Genomic DNA, 16,874 nt, shown 5'->3' with positions numbered 1-16,874 from the left:
GCTCATTGAAAAAGGGATTGAAATGAACAACTCAGCATTACTCAAACAACTTCAAGCTGGTGGTACTCTAGATTTATACCAACTCTACCTTACGTTTCATCCCACTCCCGTCCACCAGCTTCTTTCCGAACTACAAAAACTCAAACAAGAGAATCAACTCTCAACTAAATTAAGTCATCAAGTGACGCAAGCTGAAAAAGCCTTCGCCGACGCCGACGCCAGCAAGAGCGCGGAAGAAAACTTGAAGATAATCGGCCAAGAGCTTGACCTCCAACAAAGGGCACATAGCATGAGCCGTTACATCCAACTGTCTGATAACCACCGGCACTTTACTCCGCAAATGGAATTGGTCATGTTTGGCGATTCAATTACCGAATGGGGACCTTGGGCCGACGCACTTCCCCAAACGAAAGTCGCCAATCGCGGACTAGCAGGTGACACGACTAGAGGCATGCTTGGCAGAATAGATACCACCACTAACGTTGAACCTAAATTAGTTTGCATCATGGCGGGTATTAACGATTTGGCTCAGGGTTATGCGGTTTCTGAAGTCTTCGAAAACTACACTCGTATGCTTGAAACATGGAAAACTCGCAACATCCCTGTCATCGTGCAATCGACGCTTCATGTTGGTATCGCTCTTGACGAACTCAACGCTAAAGTCAGCAAACTTAACCAGCAATTAGAAGACTATTGCACTCATTACGACTTTTACTTTCTAGATATCAACAAAACACTCGCACCCAACAAGATATTGTCCAATACTTTTAGCTGTGACGATTTACACCTCAATGCCAGAGCTTATCAAATCTGGCTTGATGCTTTAGCTCCTGTGTTAACAACTCAGCTTTGTAAAGAAGGCCTATAATGCGAAACAGCGACGACTTCATTATTTTTTACCATCTTGTCGAGCATGGTTCGTTTAGTAAAGCGGCAGAATGCATCGGGTTAACTAAGTCTGTCGTCAGTAAGCGTGTAACCCGATTAGAAGAAGAGTTGGGCGTACAACTTTTGTATAGAACAACGCGAAAACTCACCTTAACAGAGGCGGGAGACGTCTTTTTTCAGCATGCCCGAGAGGTGTTTCAATCCATTCAAAATGCTCAGGATGCCATGAGTGGATTGGGCGAGCGCTTGACCGGCAATATTAGAATCACGGTTCCTACGATTTCCGGCGAGTTGTTCTTACCTAAAGTGATCGCTCGATTTAGCAAAAAATACCCCGAAATTAACATCCAAATGGATCTCGATAATCGATTTATAGATATTGTCGAGCACGGTTACGACCTCGCAATACGTACTGGCATCCTGCCTGATTCCAGCTTTATTGCTCGCAAATTATTAGAAGCAAGATGGGTAATTTGTGGTTCACCCGAATATTTTGATCATCATACTCCACCCAAAAGCTACACCGAGCTACACAAACACAACTGCCTTACCTACTCTTATCAAGAAACCGGAGCGCACGATTGGCTATTTCAACGAAATGGTGAACCGTTCACAGTAAAGGTATCTGGCAACCTTACATGCAATAACGCATCGGCACTGCGTAAAGCCGCGTTATACGGCCAGGGGTTAATCTATGTACCTAAAGTTCTGGTCGCGGACGACTTAATCGCAGGTCAACTGGTACAAGTATTAGAAGCACAAGTCGGCAAGAGTCTTGGTATTTACGCTATATATCCTTATACCAAACATCAACCAACCAAAGTTAGGCTCTTTATTGAGCATCTTTATCAATGTTATAGCGAGGAGCAACAGCAGTTTTAATACAGATAGTCCTCCCTTCCTATACTGATGCAGTAAACAAGCCCTTCTGCCTACAATCCAACCGAATTCCAGCCCCTTGTACGTTTTCATATGGTTTTTTTGTCATCTTTAATTGATTATAATGATAATTATTATCATTTACATCAAAAGACAAATTGAAACGAGGGAGTAACAACCAATGGCAGCTATCTGTACGGTAAATATGGCAAGCATTGATCACATGTATCAAGAGCACCGTAGCTGGCTTTCGTTGTTTATTCAGCGCCGATTGAGCTGCCCAGAAACCACAGCCGATCTAGTCCAAGACACCTACTTACGTTTGTTAGTGAGAGGTAAACTGCCTGAACAGAAAGACTCCCGCAGATACTTAACTCATATCGCCAAAGGTTTAGTTATCGACCTGTATCGACGTCGTAATATTGAAGCCGCGTATTTAGAACTCTTAGAGCAGGAACCCGATAAAACTTCGGGGTCTCCCGAATCTCAACTCATTGTCGTCGAAGCTTTGGTTGAAGTAGACGCCCTCCTTCACCGCCTCCCTAATAAGGCGCGACAAGCACTATTAATGCGCCAATTGGAAGGCATGAGTTATAAACAAATCGCCCTAGAATTGGACGTTTCTATTTCGTCGGTTGAAAAGTACGTCGCAAAAGCACTTCAAGGTTGCTTACTCATTGCGCTTGAAGAGCAAAATTAACATGAAACAAGTATCAAGAGACTCTATTGAACAAGCTTCTATTTGGATGGCTCGCCTATGGGCGGATGATGTTGCCGAACATGATAAGCAAGCTTTTCAAACATGGCGCACCGCCAACCCTGATAACGAATTTGCATGGCAACAACTCGAACAAATTCAAAGTAAGTTCAACGCCATCCCTCAACCTGCTCTTAGTCGGAAAGTCCTGTCTAAGTCTAGAGAAATGCCTTCAAACAGCGCGCCTTTACGCGGTATATCTCGCCGCCAAGTCTTGTTAATCGGCGGGATTTCTTTAGGGACTCTTGGTCTCGTGCTCAACAGCCGAGCCGAACGACCACATGGGGCTGAATATGTCACGTCGGTAGGCGAAGTGAGGGAGATTACTTTGTCTGATGGCACTCAAATGGTCATGAATACTGCCACACGAGTCTTTGTAGATTTCAATCAATACGAAAGACGGCTCCATTTGCTGGAAGGAGAAATATTGATCACCAGCTCTCATCATCTCACGCCCTTTTTCGTCACAACAAAACAAGGCAAAGTTACGCCGATTGGAACTCGATTCTCTGTCCAACAGCGAGCAGAAGACACCTTAGTAACGGTATATGAAGGTGAAGTTGCCCTCCAACCTGAACGCAAACAAATGGCTCAACACCTACTCGCTGGAGAAAATGCCACCTTTAGTCGCATCGACTTGCTCACCAAAGATAAAAACCCTTCCGCTGATGCGTTGTGGCTAGAACAAAAAATCATGGCTCAAAATACGCCGTTACCGCAATTCATGGAAGAACTTTCGAGATATAGAAAAGGCGTATTAAACGTAGATAATAACCTTAATGAACTTAAGCTGACTGGCGTTTTTTCAACCCTTGATACCGACGAAACTCTGTTCAATATTAGTCAAATTCTGCCCGTTGAAATCCAATACCGAACGCCTTTGTGGGTGAGAGTCTCAGCAAAAAAATAAATTCCTATTACGGTTTTTCAGGCTTCACTCGGTGTACTGACTAGAAATCAGTAAATCGAAAAGGAATTCAAGTTGTACTCTTGTTCTCATCATAAATTATTGCTCGTGCTACTCAGCGCTCAACTGGGCGTTGCATCTGCATTCGTTTCTACGTCCGTACAGGCCAACGAAGCCTCCGAATTCAATATCCCGGCAGGTACACTCGATACCGTACTTAACGAATTCGCAATAAAAGCAGGGATTGAGTTCCACCTTAATTCAGCACTTTCCAATGACTTATATAGCCCAGGTATTAACGGGCAATATAATGTTGATGATGCCCTTAGTTTACTGCTATCCAACACTGGGTTACGAGCCCAGCTTCAACCCGACGGTGCTTATCGCGTGGCTTCAGAGCAAGCAGGCATGACACTCGCGCCCATTCAAGTACGCACGTCATTAGATGACGGTACTCATCGAGATGAAGAAGGCGAATATGAAATTTATGACAACGACGTATCCAGCACATACTTAAGCAAAGAAGAAATCGAACGCTTTAAAGGCACCAGCGCAGCCGACTTATTTACAGGTATGGCCAACACCCACAGTGGTGAAGCGAGAAATGGAGGCGGCAGTATTGACCCAAACATTCGAGGAGTGCAAGGGCCTGGTCGCGTACCTGTCGTGATTGATGGAACTGAACAAGGTATTTCTGTTTATAACGGCTATCGCGGCGCATCCAACCGAAACTATATCGATCCAAACTTAATCGGCGGAATGAAGGTCCACAAAGGCGCGCAAATAAATTCAGACATCAACACATCAGTCGGTGGCGCGGTAGAAGTTACGACACTGACACCTCAAGACATTGTGCCAGAAGGCGAAACGTTTGGACTCGAGTTTGTCGCTGAAAGCAGCAGCAATTCCATTGAACCCAATGTTGCCCGCTTACACACAGGTAAAAACTGGCAAGATGTTCCGGCTTACGCTGAACTGGGTGGCGTGCCGCTCTATGATGATCCAGAGCTCCGATTCCAGACTCGAAGTGATAAAAATGACAACCCAGTTAACGGTGAAGATGTGGCCTATCGATTAGCCATTTCTGGCATCAGCCCAAAATTTGAATGGCTAGGTGCTTACGCTTATCGCAATCGAGGAAATTATTATTCTGGTACAAAAGATTCTGGTTTTTATGCGCAGCCGTACAAAACCGGGGATCGTGATGGGGTCGCTGGCCGTATCCCCTACTTACAACCAGAACACGTGGCTCTCAATCATCTTCCCGGCCATGAAGTACCCAATACCTCATCTGAAATGGAGTCGTTTCTACTCAAAACCACGTTCAACATGACCGACTTTCATAAACTGCAGTTCAGTGCTCGCTTCACCGAGAGCACCCACGGCGAAATCTTGGCGAGTCGTTCGGATTATCGCAACCAAGACGGCCTACCTCAATGGCCACTTGCCAACGTAAAAATGCAAGCTTACAGCCTAAAATTCAGAGCCAACCCGGCAAACCCGTACTTAGATCTCAGCACCAATTTATGGACAACGCTAACCGACTCTCGAACCAACACAGGGTATGGATTTCCAAACTTCACTCACCAAAAAAGTGATACTCCAAATAAAATCATCAACACCGCAACCGTAAATCGGGAAGAGAGCCGGGTCGGATTTAATTTTAAAAATGCCATGACGTTAACCGAAGAGTTAGACCTAACGTTTTCAGGCAATTACCAGCAGCATAAGTTAGCCCCAAAAGAAGGGCTTCAATACATGATTGACCTATATGAAGGTCCGGTAAGAGCAGGAGAACGCGAGGAGTATAACGGCGCAATTACGATGGAATGGCGACCATTGGAGTCGGTTATTTTCAATGCTGGCGTCCGCTATTCGCAATACCAATCTGAAGATCATTACATCAAAAACCGGTTAGATGCGGGTGATACAAAAAGTTTAGAAACGTTGCAACGAGACGGCTACACACTCCGCTATCAAACCATCGAAACGTTTGCGGCTGAAGAAATCGCTCAAAATGTTGCCAACGCCGAGCAAGGCGTTCGCGCCACATTTACCAAAGATAATATCGCTAAGAACATCAACCGCTACCAAAACTTGATGGTGATGTTCCCCGATAGAAAAGACGAATTTCAACAACAAATACAACAACATCAAAGCGAGTTAGCCAACTTTGATAACTTGCTCGCCTCTAAAGTACAAACGAAAGTCACCGCGGCTCAAAACGAAACCACCTATACGGTGGATCATCAAGCCGATTGGATGTTTAACGCCAAGAATGAGCTAAAACTAGCGGGGAACGCTTGCGCCAACGCAATGAAACAAGCCAATTACGTTAGTGGTAGTTGTAAAGCCTCGAGCAAAAGCCAATCAAGAGAAACCAATACTCGCTATAAAAACAGTGGCAGTGGTTGGGTTCCTTCTTTATCAACCACTTGGTTAATCGATGATTCGAGCCGTACCTACGCGCGCTATGCTGAAACTCTTCGCTTCCCTAGCCTATTTGAAAGCACCAGCGGGTTCTCTGGTAACCCCAGCTTTTCAGCGCCACTAGAACCTGAACGAGCAAAGTTATTTGAAGTTGCCTACATTCGTTACTTTGATACGGCGAGTGCAAAACTCACTTACTTCGATCAAGTTATTGAAGATGTCATGGATCGAGACAGAGACAGCTTCTCGTTTGCAAACCTCGATAGCCAACGCACCAGCGGTATCGAACTGCAAGGCATGTTCGACAATGACGCCTACTTCGGTGATGCTTCTGTCGCATACAATTTCAGAAACGAAGTTTGCGATGAAAACTCGGCAGCTCGTGGGCAAATATTAGATATCAGCAACGGCACAGATTCATCGGATGAGACCTGCGTCCGAGGTGGTTATACCCAAACCAGCTACCTCGCAGCCCATGCCGCGCCTGAATATTCGGCGAGCATAATGCTCGGCGCTCGCTTCTTTAATCAAGACTTGGAAACCGGTTTGCGAGGAAACTATGTGTCGGGCAGCCACAAAGATGAAGTCATCAAGCGCACCAATGTCACGAAGTATGATGCGTACATCAAATACATTTTCAATAAACAATTTGAAGCCGAGTTAATAGGCATAATGCCGATCGTTTAGCTACTTGAACGATCCTCCAGAGGCCTCATAATCGGTCGTAACGTAAGTTACGGCCGATTTTTTATGTCTGAGTTTTCAAAAGAGTTACAGGTTACCGCAGAGTTTTGCCACGAACGTCCAATCGATGTGTTTAATAAACACATTCCTTGGGAATGGGTTGAAGAAGCTGTTCAACAAACTGGACGAGTATCGCTCAGAAAGCGACGCCTCCCCGCAGAGCAAGCTGTTTGGTTAGTATTAGGGATTGGGCTCCAACGTAATCGCTCCATTCAAGATGTCTGCGACAAGTTGGAGTTAGCATTCCCTGATGTAGATGGTGAACTCACACCTATGGCAACAAGCAGTATTATCAAGGGGAAAGAACGCCTCGGCGATAAACCTATGCGTTACTTATTTAAAACTACAGCCCAACAGTGGGAGCAACAATCAGACTTTGACGAAGTTTGTGGCTTAAAGCTTCTTAGTGTCGATGGAACGTATTTCAAAACTCACAATACCGAAGAAAATCAGCATTTTGGGTTTGCTCAAAAAGGTGCATCATTTCCAAGCGTGTTGGCAGTAACATTAATGTCTACACGTAGCCACCTTGTGTCCGATGCTGCTTTTGGACCAGTAACAAACAGTGAAATATCATATGCCCAACAACTTGTGGGGTCAGCACCAGATGACTCATTAACACTTTTTGATAGAGGGTTCACTTCTGCGGAGTTATTTACCAGCTGGCAGGGTGCTAGCAGTAACAGCCACTGGTTAACACCAATCAAAACCAAAATGCGCTATGACATAATCGAGAGTTATACTGATTATGATCATCTCATTGAGATGCCTGTTTCACCACAAGCTCAAAAGCAGACTCCCTATCTTGGCAAGAGATGGCAAGCACGCCTTATTCTAATTCCAACCCCTAAAGGTGAAATCAAAGGCTTCATTACTTCGTGCTTATGCCCTGAGCGCTATCTGTTTGATGACTTAGTTAAAGTGTATTGGGAGCGTTGGGAAATCGAACGCAGTTACGGCGAACTAAAGCAGTATCAGTTACAAAACAAACCAACATTACGAAGTAAGAAAAAAGTCGGGATATATCAGGAGCTATGGGGAATATTAACCAGCTATAACATCGTGAGGCTGGAAATGGCTGAGATGGCTAAACAACATGAAGTTGAGCCTCTACGGATCAGCTTCATTAATGCCTTATTTTTGATTATGGATGAGATGATTTGGGCGAGCGACACTCGAAGTCCAGGAGCGATACCAAAAAACTTAAAAGCTCTCAGGGACAATGGGAAGCGGCTTATTCTCCCCAAGAAACGGAAAAGGAAACCATACCCCAGAGCGGTTTTAAAAAAGCCAGCCCGATACCCCAATAAACATGCCACTCGCTCTTAAGCGAGTGGCATTAAGTTAATAGGCACCAATTTAACCGACCTTTATTACTTGGAAACCGGCTCTGTCTCTGGCATGCCGGCCCCTGGCCGAACGGTTAGTCTAAAGCTCCATGGCCGATTTTAATTAGCATTACCGAATCCTAACAAAATACAAACCGCTTTTTGAAGTCACTCTTCAAGGGCGGTTTTTCATTTATCTTTCCGATAAAAATACTGCAAAAAAACGTTACGGATTTGCTCATCCTGTTCGGTGTTATAGGTGACATGTTAGATCAAGCACCACTGATCAATTAACGGAATAGCTCCCACAAATTTAGGACAAATGAAATGAAAACAAGTTTGAAATGGATATTGATATCATTCGCCATCCCCGCATTAGCGGCATGTAATGGTGGAGGTTCAGATGCAAACAAAGACGTTGATGCCACTAAGAACCAAGTGCCAATCGCAGTTGCTGGGCAAGATCAAAACGTCGCTTTTGGCTCACTCGTCAAACTTGATGGCAAAAACAGTACCGACAAAGACAAACAACTATTAACCTATAAATGGTCATTAAAAGCTAAACCCGCAGGCAGTGCGGCCACCTTAAGTGCGACAGATGTGGTGGCTCCACAGTTTACCCCAGACAAAGCGGGGACGTATGTCGTAAGCCTAATGGTCAACGACGGAAAAGTAGACAGCAAAGCCGTTGATGTGACCATTGTTGTCGCACCTAAAGCGATCAATTCTTTACCTGTGGTTAACGCTGGCGCCGATAAGACGCACGCTATCGGTAGCCCTGTGTCTATTACCGCAACGGCAACCGATGCAGATAACGATGCCTTAACTTACGCTTGGTCAATTCAAACCCAAGCCGCTAACAGCACGCCAACCCTGACCAATGGCGACACAAAAACCGTCACTTTAAATGCGAATACCCAAGGCGACTACACACTGCAATTGTCGGTATCGGATGGTAAAGACACAGTAAAAGACTCAGTAACCGTAACCTTAGAACCGGCAAACGTTGCACCCGTTGCAAAAGCAGGAGCAGATCAAACCGTGGCTAAAACCGCCGTCGTCAACTTAGATGGCAGCGGAAGTTCAGACGCCAACAACGACGCAATACTCTACGAATGGGCGTTTGTCTCTAAACCAGCCAATAGTGTTGCCAACCTAACCGGTGCGAATACGGCCACGCCAAGCTTTACGGCCGACTTAGTAGGTGAATATGTTGTGTCGTTGACTGCAAGCGATGGGCACTTGAAGAGCACCGCATCGAACGTCAAAGTGACGGTCACGGAAGCGGTTAAAAATGAGCTGAAAATTGTTTTTCATGATCGAGATCCAGCTCTGAATGTATTGCCTTATGTCTTTGAACCCATCACCATCAACAAAACATTCGCAGATCCAAAACCTGCTACTTACAAAATTGCCAGTTTCAGTCTAGAAGCGGTTGGCCAAGACTACACGTTAAAAGAAGTTACCGCATGGGGACTAATGGGTGTTGTACAGCCAATAATAAAAGGAGTGGTAGAAGGACAAGTAATTAAAGCAGGAGAAACGGTCGAAATTGAGCTTCTGTCCCCGCTAACAGGCGGCCAGCAAGCGATGCTTTCATTTAGCGTTATCATTGCAGAAGACATTAGTAACTATATGGTTGCCGCTACTTACCTTTTCACAACTAACTAACCGCAATATCAGCATCTTCTGATCCTGCCTCTTCAGCGAAAGTGCGGCGTACCGTACTTTCGCTGTTTCATTAATTAGCAATAAAATAAATCAGCTCTTGATTACGGGTTTTTCCATTTGGTTCGGTATACACGATAGGACTCAATGTAACCTCTTCAGGAAGACGCAATGAAAAACAGATTTAAGTGGTTTGCCAGCGTGGCGACATTATCTCTCTTACTGGGCTGCAACGGAGGCGGTAGCGGCGACAGTCCCGATATCGACCCGAGCAAACTGAACAATCAAGCCCCCATCGCGATTGCCGGTGTGAATCAAAATGTAAAAGTAGCCACTAGAGTCAAACTAGATGGCACTGGCAGCGTTGATAAAGACCACGACCTCATCACGTATCAATGGCAATTTGAATCAAAACCTCAAAATAGCCAAGCCACAATCCACAATCCAAGACAGTGCCAGCGCCCTTTCTGAATTTACAGCAGACATAGAAGGTACTTACATCGTCAATTTGATCGTCAATGACGGCAAAACCAACAGTAGGCCAAATTCAGTACGGATCATTGTGGCTTCCACGACCACCAATTCGCCTCCGACAATCAGAAAAATGAACGATAGAAAACTCAACTTGGTCACCACTGCACACTTGTTTGCCAGCGCAAGTGATGCAGACAAAGATGAGTTATTTTACCAATGGGAAATCATTGAGCGACCAAATAATAGCCAACCTGAATTACTTTACAGGAACCATGGTGGCAAAAAAAACTCTGTTCGATTCAAGACCGATACCGCTGGAGACTACATTATCCAAGTGACCGTATCGGACGGGAAAGCCATCAGCACCGAAACTTTCACTTTGAGTTATTACTACGCCAACGTCCCGCCGTCAGCTGAAACGGGATCTGCAATCTACGCAACCGAAGGGATGACTATTCCTCTTGATGCGAGCATGAGCAAAGACCCAAATGGCGACCCCATCACTTACCAATGGCATTTTGTTTCTAAACCAGCCAATTCAAATACCGTCATTGTTGATCCGAGCGCAAAAATCAGTGAATTCTATGCCGATGCACCAGGCATCTATGCTGTTGGTTTAACCGTTAGTGATGGCGAGTTTACTGATGAGCCATACAAGCCATTTTATGTGAAAGTATTTGGGCTACAAATGCATACAAAGCTACTTGTAGGTGACGACACGGAAATGCAGATTCTCCCTTATAAACAAGAATTTGTGGTCGATAAAAGCATAGAAACTGGAGATATTCCCACCGAGTACATATTGGGAAGCTACACCATTGAAGCCGTGGGTAAAGATGTCACGATCAGTGGGATCAGCGCCAAAAACTACAGTGAGTCTGAAGTGACTCCCTACTTTATTGGCCTAGCAGAAGGCGAAATCGTTACGGTTAAAAAGGGGGAACGCGTTACCTTCCAGTTAGCAACACCTCCCACTAGCGGCCAATCAGTACGATTAGGATTTGGTTTTTCATGGAGCCTAAACGGCTACGGCGATTTTAGCGCTCAAGAACGATTCTGGGCTGGGTATCAGTTCAAGAGCCGTTAAGTAGATTTGTCGCTCGGTTTATTACCGAGCTTTTTCTTTTTTACTTACAAAAAAGTCAAAAACTATTACGGATTTTGCGACTTGGTTCGGAGTATTAAATGAGACTTATCAACGCTGCCTATCGCGCGTAATGGCCGCCGATGAGTCTTACGAACGGTCTTTTATGACCACTACAGCTTGAACCTGATCTGCAGTAATGATGCAGTTCAATAGAAGGAAGAAATAATGAAACCAGTTCAACTTTCATGGATTACCGCAGCGATGCTTGGCCTAAGCTCATTGGCACACGCAGGCTTTGATGGCGCGATCAGCGACAACTCTTTACGCCAAGTTGGCGAATCTGAAGTATGGGTACCGTTTTTCCACTCAAAAGGTAAAGCGGGTATTGGTAGCGCTACCGGTAAACGTGTCGATTTCGATGGCCTAGCGGGTAATGTATTCTCAAGTGACTATCGTGATTACAACAACAAGACTGAAAAAGGCATTCATACATCGGGCAGCAAGCACTTTGGTAACTCTCATTACAACTTTGCCCAAGTAGCCAATAGCGACATTTGGTTCGGCGAGTGGTACGAAGGTTCTCAAGATCAAGACTTCAACAACCGTACCGTGTACTACATTGGTAACGATGCGGGTACAACCGTCCCAACCAGTGGCACTGCCACATACAAGATCACAGGTATCAACAAGTTTTCTGGCAACAACAAGTTAACGGGTACGATTGATGCGGACTTCGGTGCACAAACCTTGTCTGGCGACATTTCAAACGGTTCACTCAACGTCAATGTTACTGCACAAATCAATGCCGCGACTGCCGCCTTTACCGGTGACGCAACCGCAACTCAAAACGCCGTCACTACAGCGGGTACTTCTCAAGGTCACTTCTTTGGTGCCGATGCGGCTTCCCTTGCAGGCTTTGCTAAGTTCGATACAAACAGCCAACTAGACACCGCGTTCGGTGGTGAAAAGCAATAATCTAATTACGTTAGATTAAACAGCACCTCTCAGAAGTAGCTTCGGCTACTTCTGTTTTTTATCGCGGCAGAGCTAAACATGAACCTAATCCCCCCTTCAAAGTCATCCGTTTTGGTGTGTTTGTTATTCGGCTTTTCATTTTATTCGCTCGCTGATCAAGACACCAAAATTCAAATTCAACAACGCGATGAGTTAACCGCTCGTGAAACAGAACAAGCCCTACTCGCAGAAGAGACAAAAAAGGAACAGCAAAAAAATGAGCAAGCGTCATCCATCATCATTGACGGGGAAACATATCAAGTAAACGACACCGTTCCAGAGCTTGGGCAAGCGTTGTACTTATCAGTCCAATCTCGCCAATGGGCACTCGTATCTCAGTTTCTCACTAGATATCAGTCTCTTGAAGGTTTCGATCCTTTATTGGTTCACTACGCCAAAGCTGCGCTGTATCGTATCAAGGGTGAGCTATCACGAGCAGAACATGAATACTCACAACTGTTAGCCTTGCAACCCGATTTTTTGCCCGCACAACTAGAACTGGCAAGAGTCCAGTTTGAAAATCAAAAAAACGCCGACGCCTATGAGCTGTTTTCTCTCATCGATCAAAATTTACCCTCCGATAACCCGCGTTCACAAGGGATCAGGAATACCGTAAACAGTTTTATGACCGCGGCTAAAAATAGAGACGCTTGGAAAGGATCATTTAGCTTTGGCCCTTCTTACAACGATAACCTAAACCAATCATCAGAATCGTACACGTGCTTAGCAAGGCTTCCATCAGGGCAATGCCGAGTCGAACGCAGTACTCCAGATGCGGTAAAAGGATCAGGCTTCGATTTTAATGCCAGCCTCAACAAACGTACTTCTCTGGTCGGTCATCATGGCATTGCTTTTACTGGCCTCGCCTACGGGTCGAGCTATCTGAATGACGATAAGTTCAATGAGCAAACATTACTCACCAGCCTCGGATACAGCTATCAAAACGCCCGCGACAAGTTCACTTTGTCTCCGCAGCTAGAATACAGCGCTTCGGGCAATAAAGCCCTCTACCTTGCGAGTGGTTTGAAGTTTGATTGGTTCAAAAGCTTAACATCATCGAGTGCTATGAAGCTCGAGATCGAGGCTGAATATCAGGACTACCGCCCAGCACATCTTGACTATCAGTCCGATTGGCAATGGTCATCTTACTTCAGCTACTGGCACCAATTACCCAACAAGTGGTTGCTGTTTGGCGGATTAGATTGGACTCAAAAGGACAATGACCAAAAGGTACATGCTTATCAACTATTTGGCGGAAGGTTAGGCGTTAACCGAGCATGGGGCGACGCCGTAGACGTCAACCTGTTTACGTCATTTAGGCAAAGAAAGTATGGCGATTTTAGTTCTCTGTTAAACGAAAGAAGAACAGATAATGAACAGAGTTACACACTGATGTTGTCATCAAAATCCCTCTCATTTTACGGTGTTACGCCGCTGTTCACCTGGACTCATAAGCGGGTAACGAGCAATGTGGACTGGCTCTATACTTACCAACAAAACGAAGTTTCGCTCAAGTTAGAAAAAAGATTCTAAATATATTCATTTTTCTTTACGGGTTTTGTTCTCTGATTCGGTATAGAAGGTAGGACAAAGGCACAAGCCTATTTTATGGGTTGTGCCTTTATTATGTTTTCCCATAAATCGAAATTTCAATGATGACTTTATTCCCAAAAACACTGCTTGTTTGGCTCGCTCTCGTCGGCAGTGCCTATGCACTCGATCAGAACGTTAACCTAGATAATAATACCCTGACTGCTCGCAGTTCTGCTGTTCCCTCTGTCGTTTCAGAAAAAATCCATACCGCCGATAACACGGTCAAGCCAACCGCTGCGCTTAATGCTCTAGGACAAGAGCAACAGCAACAGCAACAGCGCCCAATTAAAACGGCTAGCAAAGTCCAACACGACATGACACCAATGGGGATGTATCACGCGGCTGATTGGGTCGTAAAGTCTGTGATGATTTTATTGCTGCTCGCTTCCGTTCTTTCTTGGGCATTGTTTGTTTCTAAGCAGATTCAATTCTCTCTTGCTTGCAAGCACGCGGCCAGATTATTAAGAGAACTGATTGCTTCTGAGAATCTAAAAGAAGGAAAACAGCGTAGTTTCGATAAAAAGGGCGGCGGTTTGGCTTTAATCGACTCGGCGTTACACGAGTTAGAACTTTCAGCGATGGGGGCTGCTAGCAATGATGGCATCAAAGAACGAGTTCAGATCAGCTTAGAAAGAACACAAGCGTCTCTCAACAGCAAAATGACTTCCGGGACGGGCATCTTGGCAACCATAGGTTCCGTTGGCCCATTTGTTGGCCTGTTCGGTACCGTTTGGGGGATCATGAATGCTTTTATTGGCATTGCTAAAACTCAATCGACCACGTTAGACGTTGTCGCCCCTGGGATAGCCGAAGCCTTGCTGGCAACCGCTATCGGGCCTATTTGGCCGACATTAATGCGGCATTATTGGTTTTAGTAAGCAGAGATTTAGATCGAAAGCCTAATACTCTAGGTAAAGCGGGATAACTCATGGCATTCAGACCCAACTCCAATAGTGATGAAATGGTAGAAAACCATGACATCAACATCACACCTTTAGTCGATGTCATGCTCGTACTTCTTATCATTGTGATGGTTGCAGCTCCGCTCGCAACCGTTAATGTTCCCGTCGATTTACCTACGTCTTCAGCTAAGCCTCAACCCCAACCGGATGAGCCTTTTTATCTGACGGTGCAACAAGGCCTGATTTTAACCCTAGGTGAAGAGAAAGAAGTCAGCTTAGCCCAACTACCGTTAGCGTTAGATACACAGCTAATGGACAAATCTAAACGTATTTTTCTACGAGCAGATAAAAACTTAACGTACCAAGATTTAATGACCGTCATGAATACGGTGGTTGCTGCCGGATACTCACACATAGCCCTTGTTGGCGAAGAGAAACCTGCGGATTCCAATTCATGAGTTACTTTCATCAACGCGAAAATCATTTTGCTCAACGAACGAGTCAAGTAAATACCGATGGAAGCCGCCGTTGGTTTTTTGTCGGCATGACCAGCAGTCTCGCGTTGCACGTGGGTTTTGCCATTGCTTACTTTTGGACGCCGAATCATAATTACCAGCCACCACCAGCCGCCGCACCGATCGCGGTCAGCCTTGTTGCCCCTTTATCGGCCCCGAATAAAAAGGTCAATGACCTTCCCCCAGAGCCAGATCAACAAGCGACGATTGCTCGCATTCCAACGCCCATGGAGCCACCAGCTGAGAAACAAGAAATTGTGGTTCAAAAACCAAAACTGATCGCGGCTGAAGCAAACAAACCTTCTCAGTTTAAAACCATCGACAAGCTAGAACCAAAGAAAGTAACCACAGAGCCGAAGCAAGAACCTGAGCCAATAGCTAAGCAACCAAAAACAAAAGCTGAGAAAATTAAACCCCTACCCAAAAAAACTGAAGATCAAACACCTGACCCGGTGCAATCCGTCGCGAAACAAGCGACGTCTATACCAACAATAGAGGTGAGTAAACAAAGTCGACAAGTCAGCGCCTTGCAAACGGGACAGCTAAGTGAACAGGGGAAAATAGCAAGACTAAACTGGAAACAGGTACTGCACGCTCATTTAGAGCGTGAAAAACGCTACCCGCGTAAAGCCAAAAGAATGCGAAAACAAGGCTCTCCGGTTATCCGCTTTACACTCGATAGAAAAGGCAACGTATTAGCTGTGAGTCTAGTAAAAAGTTCAGGAACGGCATCACTCGATAATGAAGCCCTAGACTTAGCTTACCGAGCCCAACCTTTGCCCGTGCCGCCCAAGATAATTCCAGATAATGAATTAACTCTTAAATTACCAATCAACTTCTCGATGTAACGGCGTAACAGCGTGCTGAAAATAAATAGGCGAAGGAACTAAAAGGACGTATTTACTTACCAAACGCTTGCACTTCATCAGCGGTAAGATAGCGCCATTGGCCCAACTCTAAATCTAAGTGAATATCACCAATTTGCTCTCGGTGCAGGGAAACAACTCGGTTGCCTATGGCTTGGAACATACGTTTGACTTGGTGGAATTTCCCCTCGGTTATCGTAAGTAGCACCTCTTGTGGGCTAATAATCGATAACTTAGCGGGCATTGTGAGTTTGTCTTCGCCTTGTAATTGAATTCCAACCTTAAACTTAGCAGCAACATCTTCCTTTATAGGTTTCGATAAGCCAACACGGTAGACTTTTTCACAATGCTTAGAAGGGGTTGTGATATTGAATGACCAAGCGCCATCGTCTGTTATCAATACCAATCCCGTAGTATCCGCGTCCAACCTACCCGCAATGTGAAGCTCTGACTTGTTTTCTACTTCGATATAATTAAATAGCGATGGGTAAGCTTCATCTATATTGGAACAAATGGTATTAACAGGCTTGTTCATAACTAAGTAACGAAATGGGCGAAGCGTGAGAAGTTCACCATTCAAAGTAACCGAATTACTTTCATGTACTTGCGATCGCTCTATCGTCACGACATTCCCATTCACTTCAACATGCCCTATCACGATCTGCTCTATGGCTTCAGCTTTGGTTAGCTGGGTACTTTTACAAATAAACTTATCTAGGCGCACTAAAAACCACACTTTCTGCCGACATTAGCTTGCTATTATCGCCGACGCTCAAAAAGAAGCAAACGGCGAGTAATAACGCAAGCAGAGTCATTTAGCCA

15 protein-coding genes are annotated in these 16,874 nt (G+C 45.1%); 14 read left to right on the top strand and 1 reads right to left on the bottom strand.

Annotated elements, in window-relative coordinates; genetic code table 11:
- The first annotated feature begins 22 nt into the window (after positions 1–22).
- The 14 genes from VTAP4600_RS22535 (at position 23) to VTAP4600_RS22470 (ending at position 16,034) form a co-directional block, all read left to right on the top strand.
- Positions 23–868 carry an SGNH/GDSL hydrolase family protein gene (locus tag VTAP4600_RS22535; protein WP_102524969.1) on the top strand — a complete coding sequence of 282 codons (846 nt, stop codon included), beginning with the start codon at positions 23–25 and terminating at the stop codon, positions 866–868.
- Complete coding sequence (locus VTAP4600_RS22530; protein WP_102524968.1) at positions 868–1,770, top strand: LysR family transcriptional regulator; 903 nt, start codon at positions 868–870, stop codon at positions 1,768–1,770. The genes VTAP4600_RS22535 and VTAP4600_RS22530 overlap by 1 nt, the downstream gene beginning before the upstream one ends.
- Positions 1,771–1,948: 178 nt before the next feature.
- Entirely contained in the window at positions 1,949–2,467 is a 519-nt protein-coding gene (locus VTAP4600_RS22525) for a sigma-70 family RNA polymerase sigma factor (protein WP_102524967.1), read from the top strand.
- A 1-nt stretch (position 2,468) separates the two neighbouring features.
- A complete protein-coding gene (locus VTAP4600_RS22520) occupies positions 2,469–3,434 on the top strand; it encodes a FecR domain-containing protein (protein ID WP_102524966.1) in 966 nt (321 codons plus the stop codon).
- 72 nt (positions 3,435–3,506) lie between these two features.
- The gene (locus tag VTAP4600_RS22515; protein WP_172443210.1) at positions 3,507–6,548 is read left to right on the top strand and encodes a TonB-dependent receptor; all 3,042 of its coding nucleotides are present in this window, start codon (positions 3,507–3,509) and stop codon (positions 6,546–6,548) included.
- A gap of 63 nt (positions 6,549–6,611) precedes the next feature.
- Positions 6,612–7,934 (top strand): IS4 family transposase, encoded by a 1,323-nt coding sequence (locus VTAP4600_RS22510; protein ID WP_012397019.1) that lies wholly within the window; start codon positions 6,612–6,614, stop codon positions 7,932–7,934.
- Between the two features lie 326 nt (positions 7,935–8,260).
- On the top strand, positions 8,261–9,604 hold the full coding sequence (locus VTAP4600_RS22505) for a PKD domain-containing protein (protein ID WP_102524965.1): 1,344 nt from the start codon (positions 8,261–8,263) through the stop codon (positions 9,602–9,604).
- 168 nt (positions 9,605–9,772) lie between these two features.
- Positions 9,773–10,072, top strand: a complete 300-nt coding sequence (locus VTAP4600_RS22500; RefSeq protein ID WP_102524964.1) for a PKD domain-containing protein — start codon at positions 9,773–9,775, stop codon at positions 10,070–10,072.
- Positions 10,005–11,162 (top strand): PKD domain-containing protein, encoded by a 1,158-nt coding sequence (locus VTAP4600_RS22495; RefSeq protein ID WP_172443209.1) that lies wholly within the window; start codon positions 10,005–10,007, stop codon positions 11,160–11,162. The genes VTAP4600_RS22500 and VTAP4600_RS22495 overlap by 68 nt, the downstream gene beginning before the upstream one ends.
- A gap of 225 nt (positions 11,163–11,387) precedes the next feature.
- Complete coding sequence (locus tag VTAP4600_RS22490; protein ID WP_102524962.1) at positions 11,388–12,137, top strand: Slam-dependent surface lipoprotein; 750 nt, start codon at positions 11,388–11,390, stop codon at positions 12,135–12,137.
- A gap of 78 nt (positions 12,138–12,215) precedes the next feature.
- Entirely contained in the window at positions 12,216–13,709 is a 1,494-nt protein-coding gene (locus VTAP4600_RS22485) for a surface lipoprotein assembly modifier (RefSeq protein WP_102524961.1), read from the top strand.
- A 119-nt stretch (positions 13,710–13,828) separates the two neighbouring features.
- Positions 13,829–14,644 (top strand): tonB-system energizer ExbB, encoded by an 816-nt coding sequence (gene exbB, locus VTAP4600_RS22480; protein ID WP_269459951.1) that lies wholly within the window; start codon positions 13,829–13,831, stop codon positions 14,642–14,644.
- 53 nt (positions 14,645–14,697) lie between these two features.
- Entirely contained in the window at positions 14,698–15,129 is a 432-nt protein-coding gene (locus VTAP4600_RS22475; RefSeq protein ID WP_102524960.1) for a biopolymer transporter ExbD, read from the top strand.
- On the top strand, positions 15,126–16,034 hold the full coding sequence (locus VTAP4600_RS22470; protein WP_102524959.1) for an energy transducer TonB: 909 nt from the start codon (positions 15,126–15,128) through the stop codon (positions 16,032–16,034). The genes VTAP4600_RS22475 and VTAP4600_RS22470 overlap by 4 nt, the downstream gene beginning before the upstream one ends.
- A gap of 52 nt (positions 16,035–16,086) precedes the next feature.
- On the opposite strand, the gene VTAP4600_RS22465 is transcribed toward VTAP4600_RS22470, so the two are convergent.
- Complete coding sequence (locus tag VTAP4600_RS22465) at positions 16,087–16,776, bottom strand: pseudouridine synthase (RefSeq protein WP_102524958.1); 690 nt, start codon at positions 16,774–16,776, stop codon at positions 16,087–16,089.
- Positions 16,777–16,874 lie beyond the last annotated feature (98 nt).

The organism is Vibrio tapetis subsp. tapetis (assembly GCF_900233005.1).
GTDB classification, from domain to species: Bacteria; Pseudomonadota; Gammaproteobacteria; order Enterobacterales; family Vibrionaceae; genus Vibrio; species Vibrio tapetis.
This window is presented reverse-complemented; position numbering and strand designations above follow the sequence as displayed.

Bases quoted from the DNA above. Each gene is read 5' to 3' on its own strand.
- VTAP4600_RS22520 (WP_102524966.1), top strand. From the start codon at position 2,469: ATGAAACAAGTATCAAGAGACTCTATTGAACAAGCTTCTATTTGGATG.
- exbB (WP_269459951.1), top strand. From the start codon at position 13,829: ATGATGACTTTATTCCCAAAAACACTGCTTGTTTGGCTCGCTCTCGTC.
- VTAP4600_RS22485 (WP_102524961.1), top strand. From the start codon at position 12,216: ATGAACCTAATCCCCCCTTCAAAGTCATCCGTTTTGGTGTGTTTGTTA.
- VTAP4600_RS22500 (WP_102524964.1), top strand. From the start codon at position 9,773: ATGAAAAACAGATTTAAGTGGTTTGCCAGCGTGGCGACATTATCTCTC.
- VTAP4600_RS22530 (WP_102524968.1), top strand. From the start codon at position 868: ATGCGAAACAGCGACGACTTCATTATTTTTTACCATCTTGTCGAGCAT.
- VTAP4600_RS22470 (WP_102524959.1), top strand. From the start codon at position 15,126: ATGAGTTACTTTCATCAACGCGAAAATCATTTTGCTCAACGAACGAGT.
- VTAP4600_RS22475 (WP_102524960.1), top strand. From the start codon at position 14,698: ATGGCATTCAGACCCAACTCCAATAGTGATGAAATGGTAGAAAACCAT.
- VTAP4600_RS22525 (WP_102524967.1), top strand. From the start codon at position 1,949: ATGGCAGCTATCTGTACGGTAAATATGGCAAGCATTGATCACATGTAT.
- VTAP4600_RS22535 (WP_102524969.1), top strand. From the start codon at position 23: ATGAACAACTCAGCATTACTCAAACAACTTCAAGCTGGTGGTACTCTA.
- VTAP4600_RS22490 (WP_102524962.1), top strand. From the start codon at position 11,388: ATGAAACCAGTTCAACTTTCATGGATTACCGCAGCGATGCTTGGCCTA.
- VTAP4600_RS22505 (WP_102524965.1), top strand. From the start codon at position 8,261: ATGAAAACAAGTTTGAAATGGATATTGATATCATTCGCCATCCCCGCA.
- VTAP4600_RS22510 (WP_012397019.1), top strand. From the start codon at position 6,612: ATGTCTGAGTTTTCAAAAGAGTTACAGGTTACCGCAGAGTTTTGCCAC.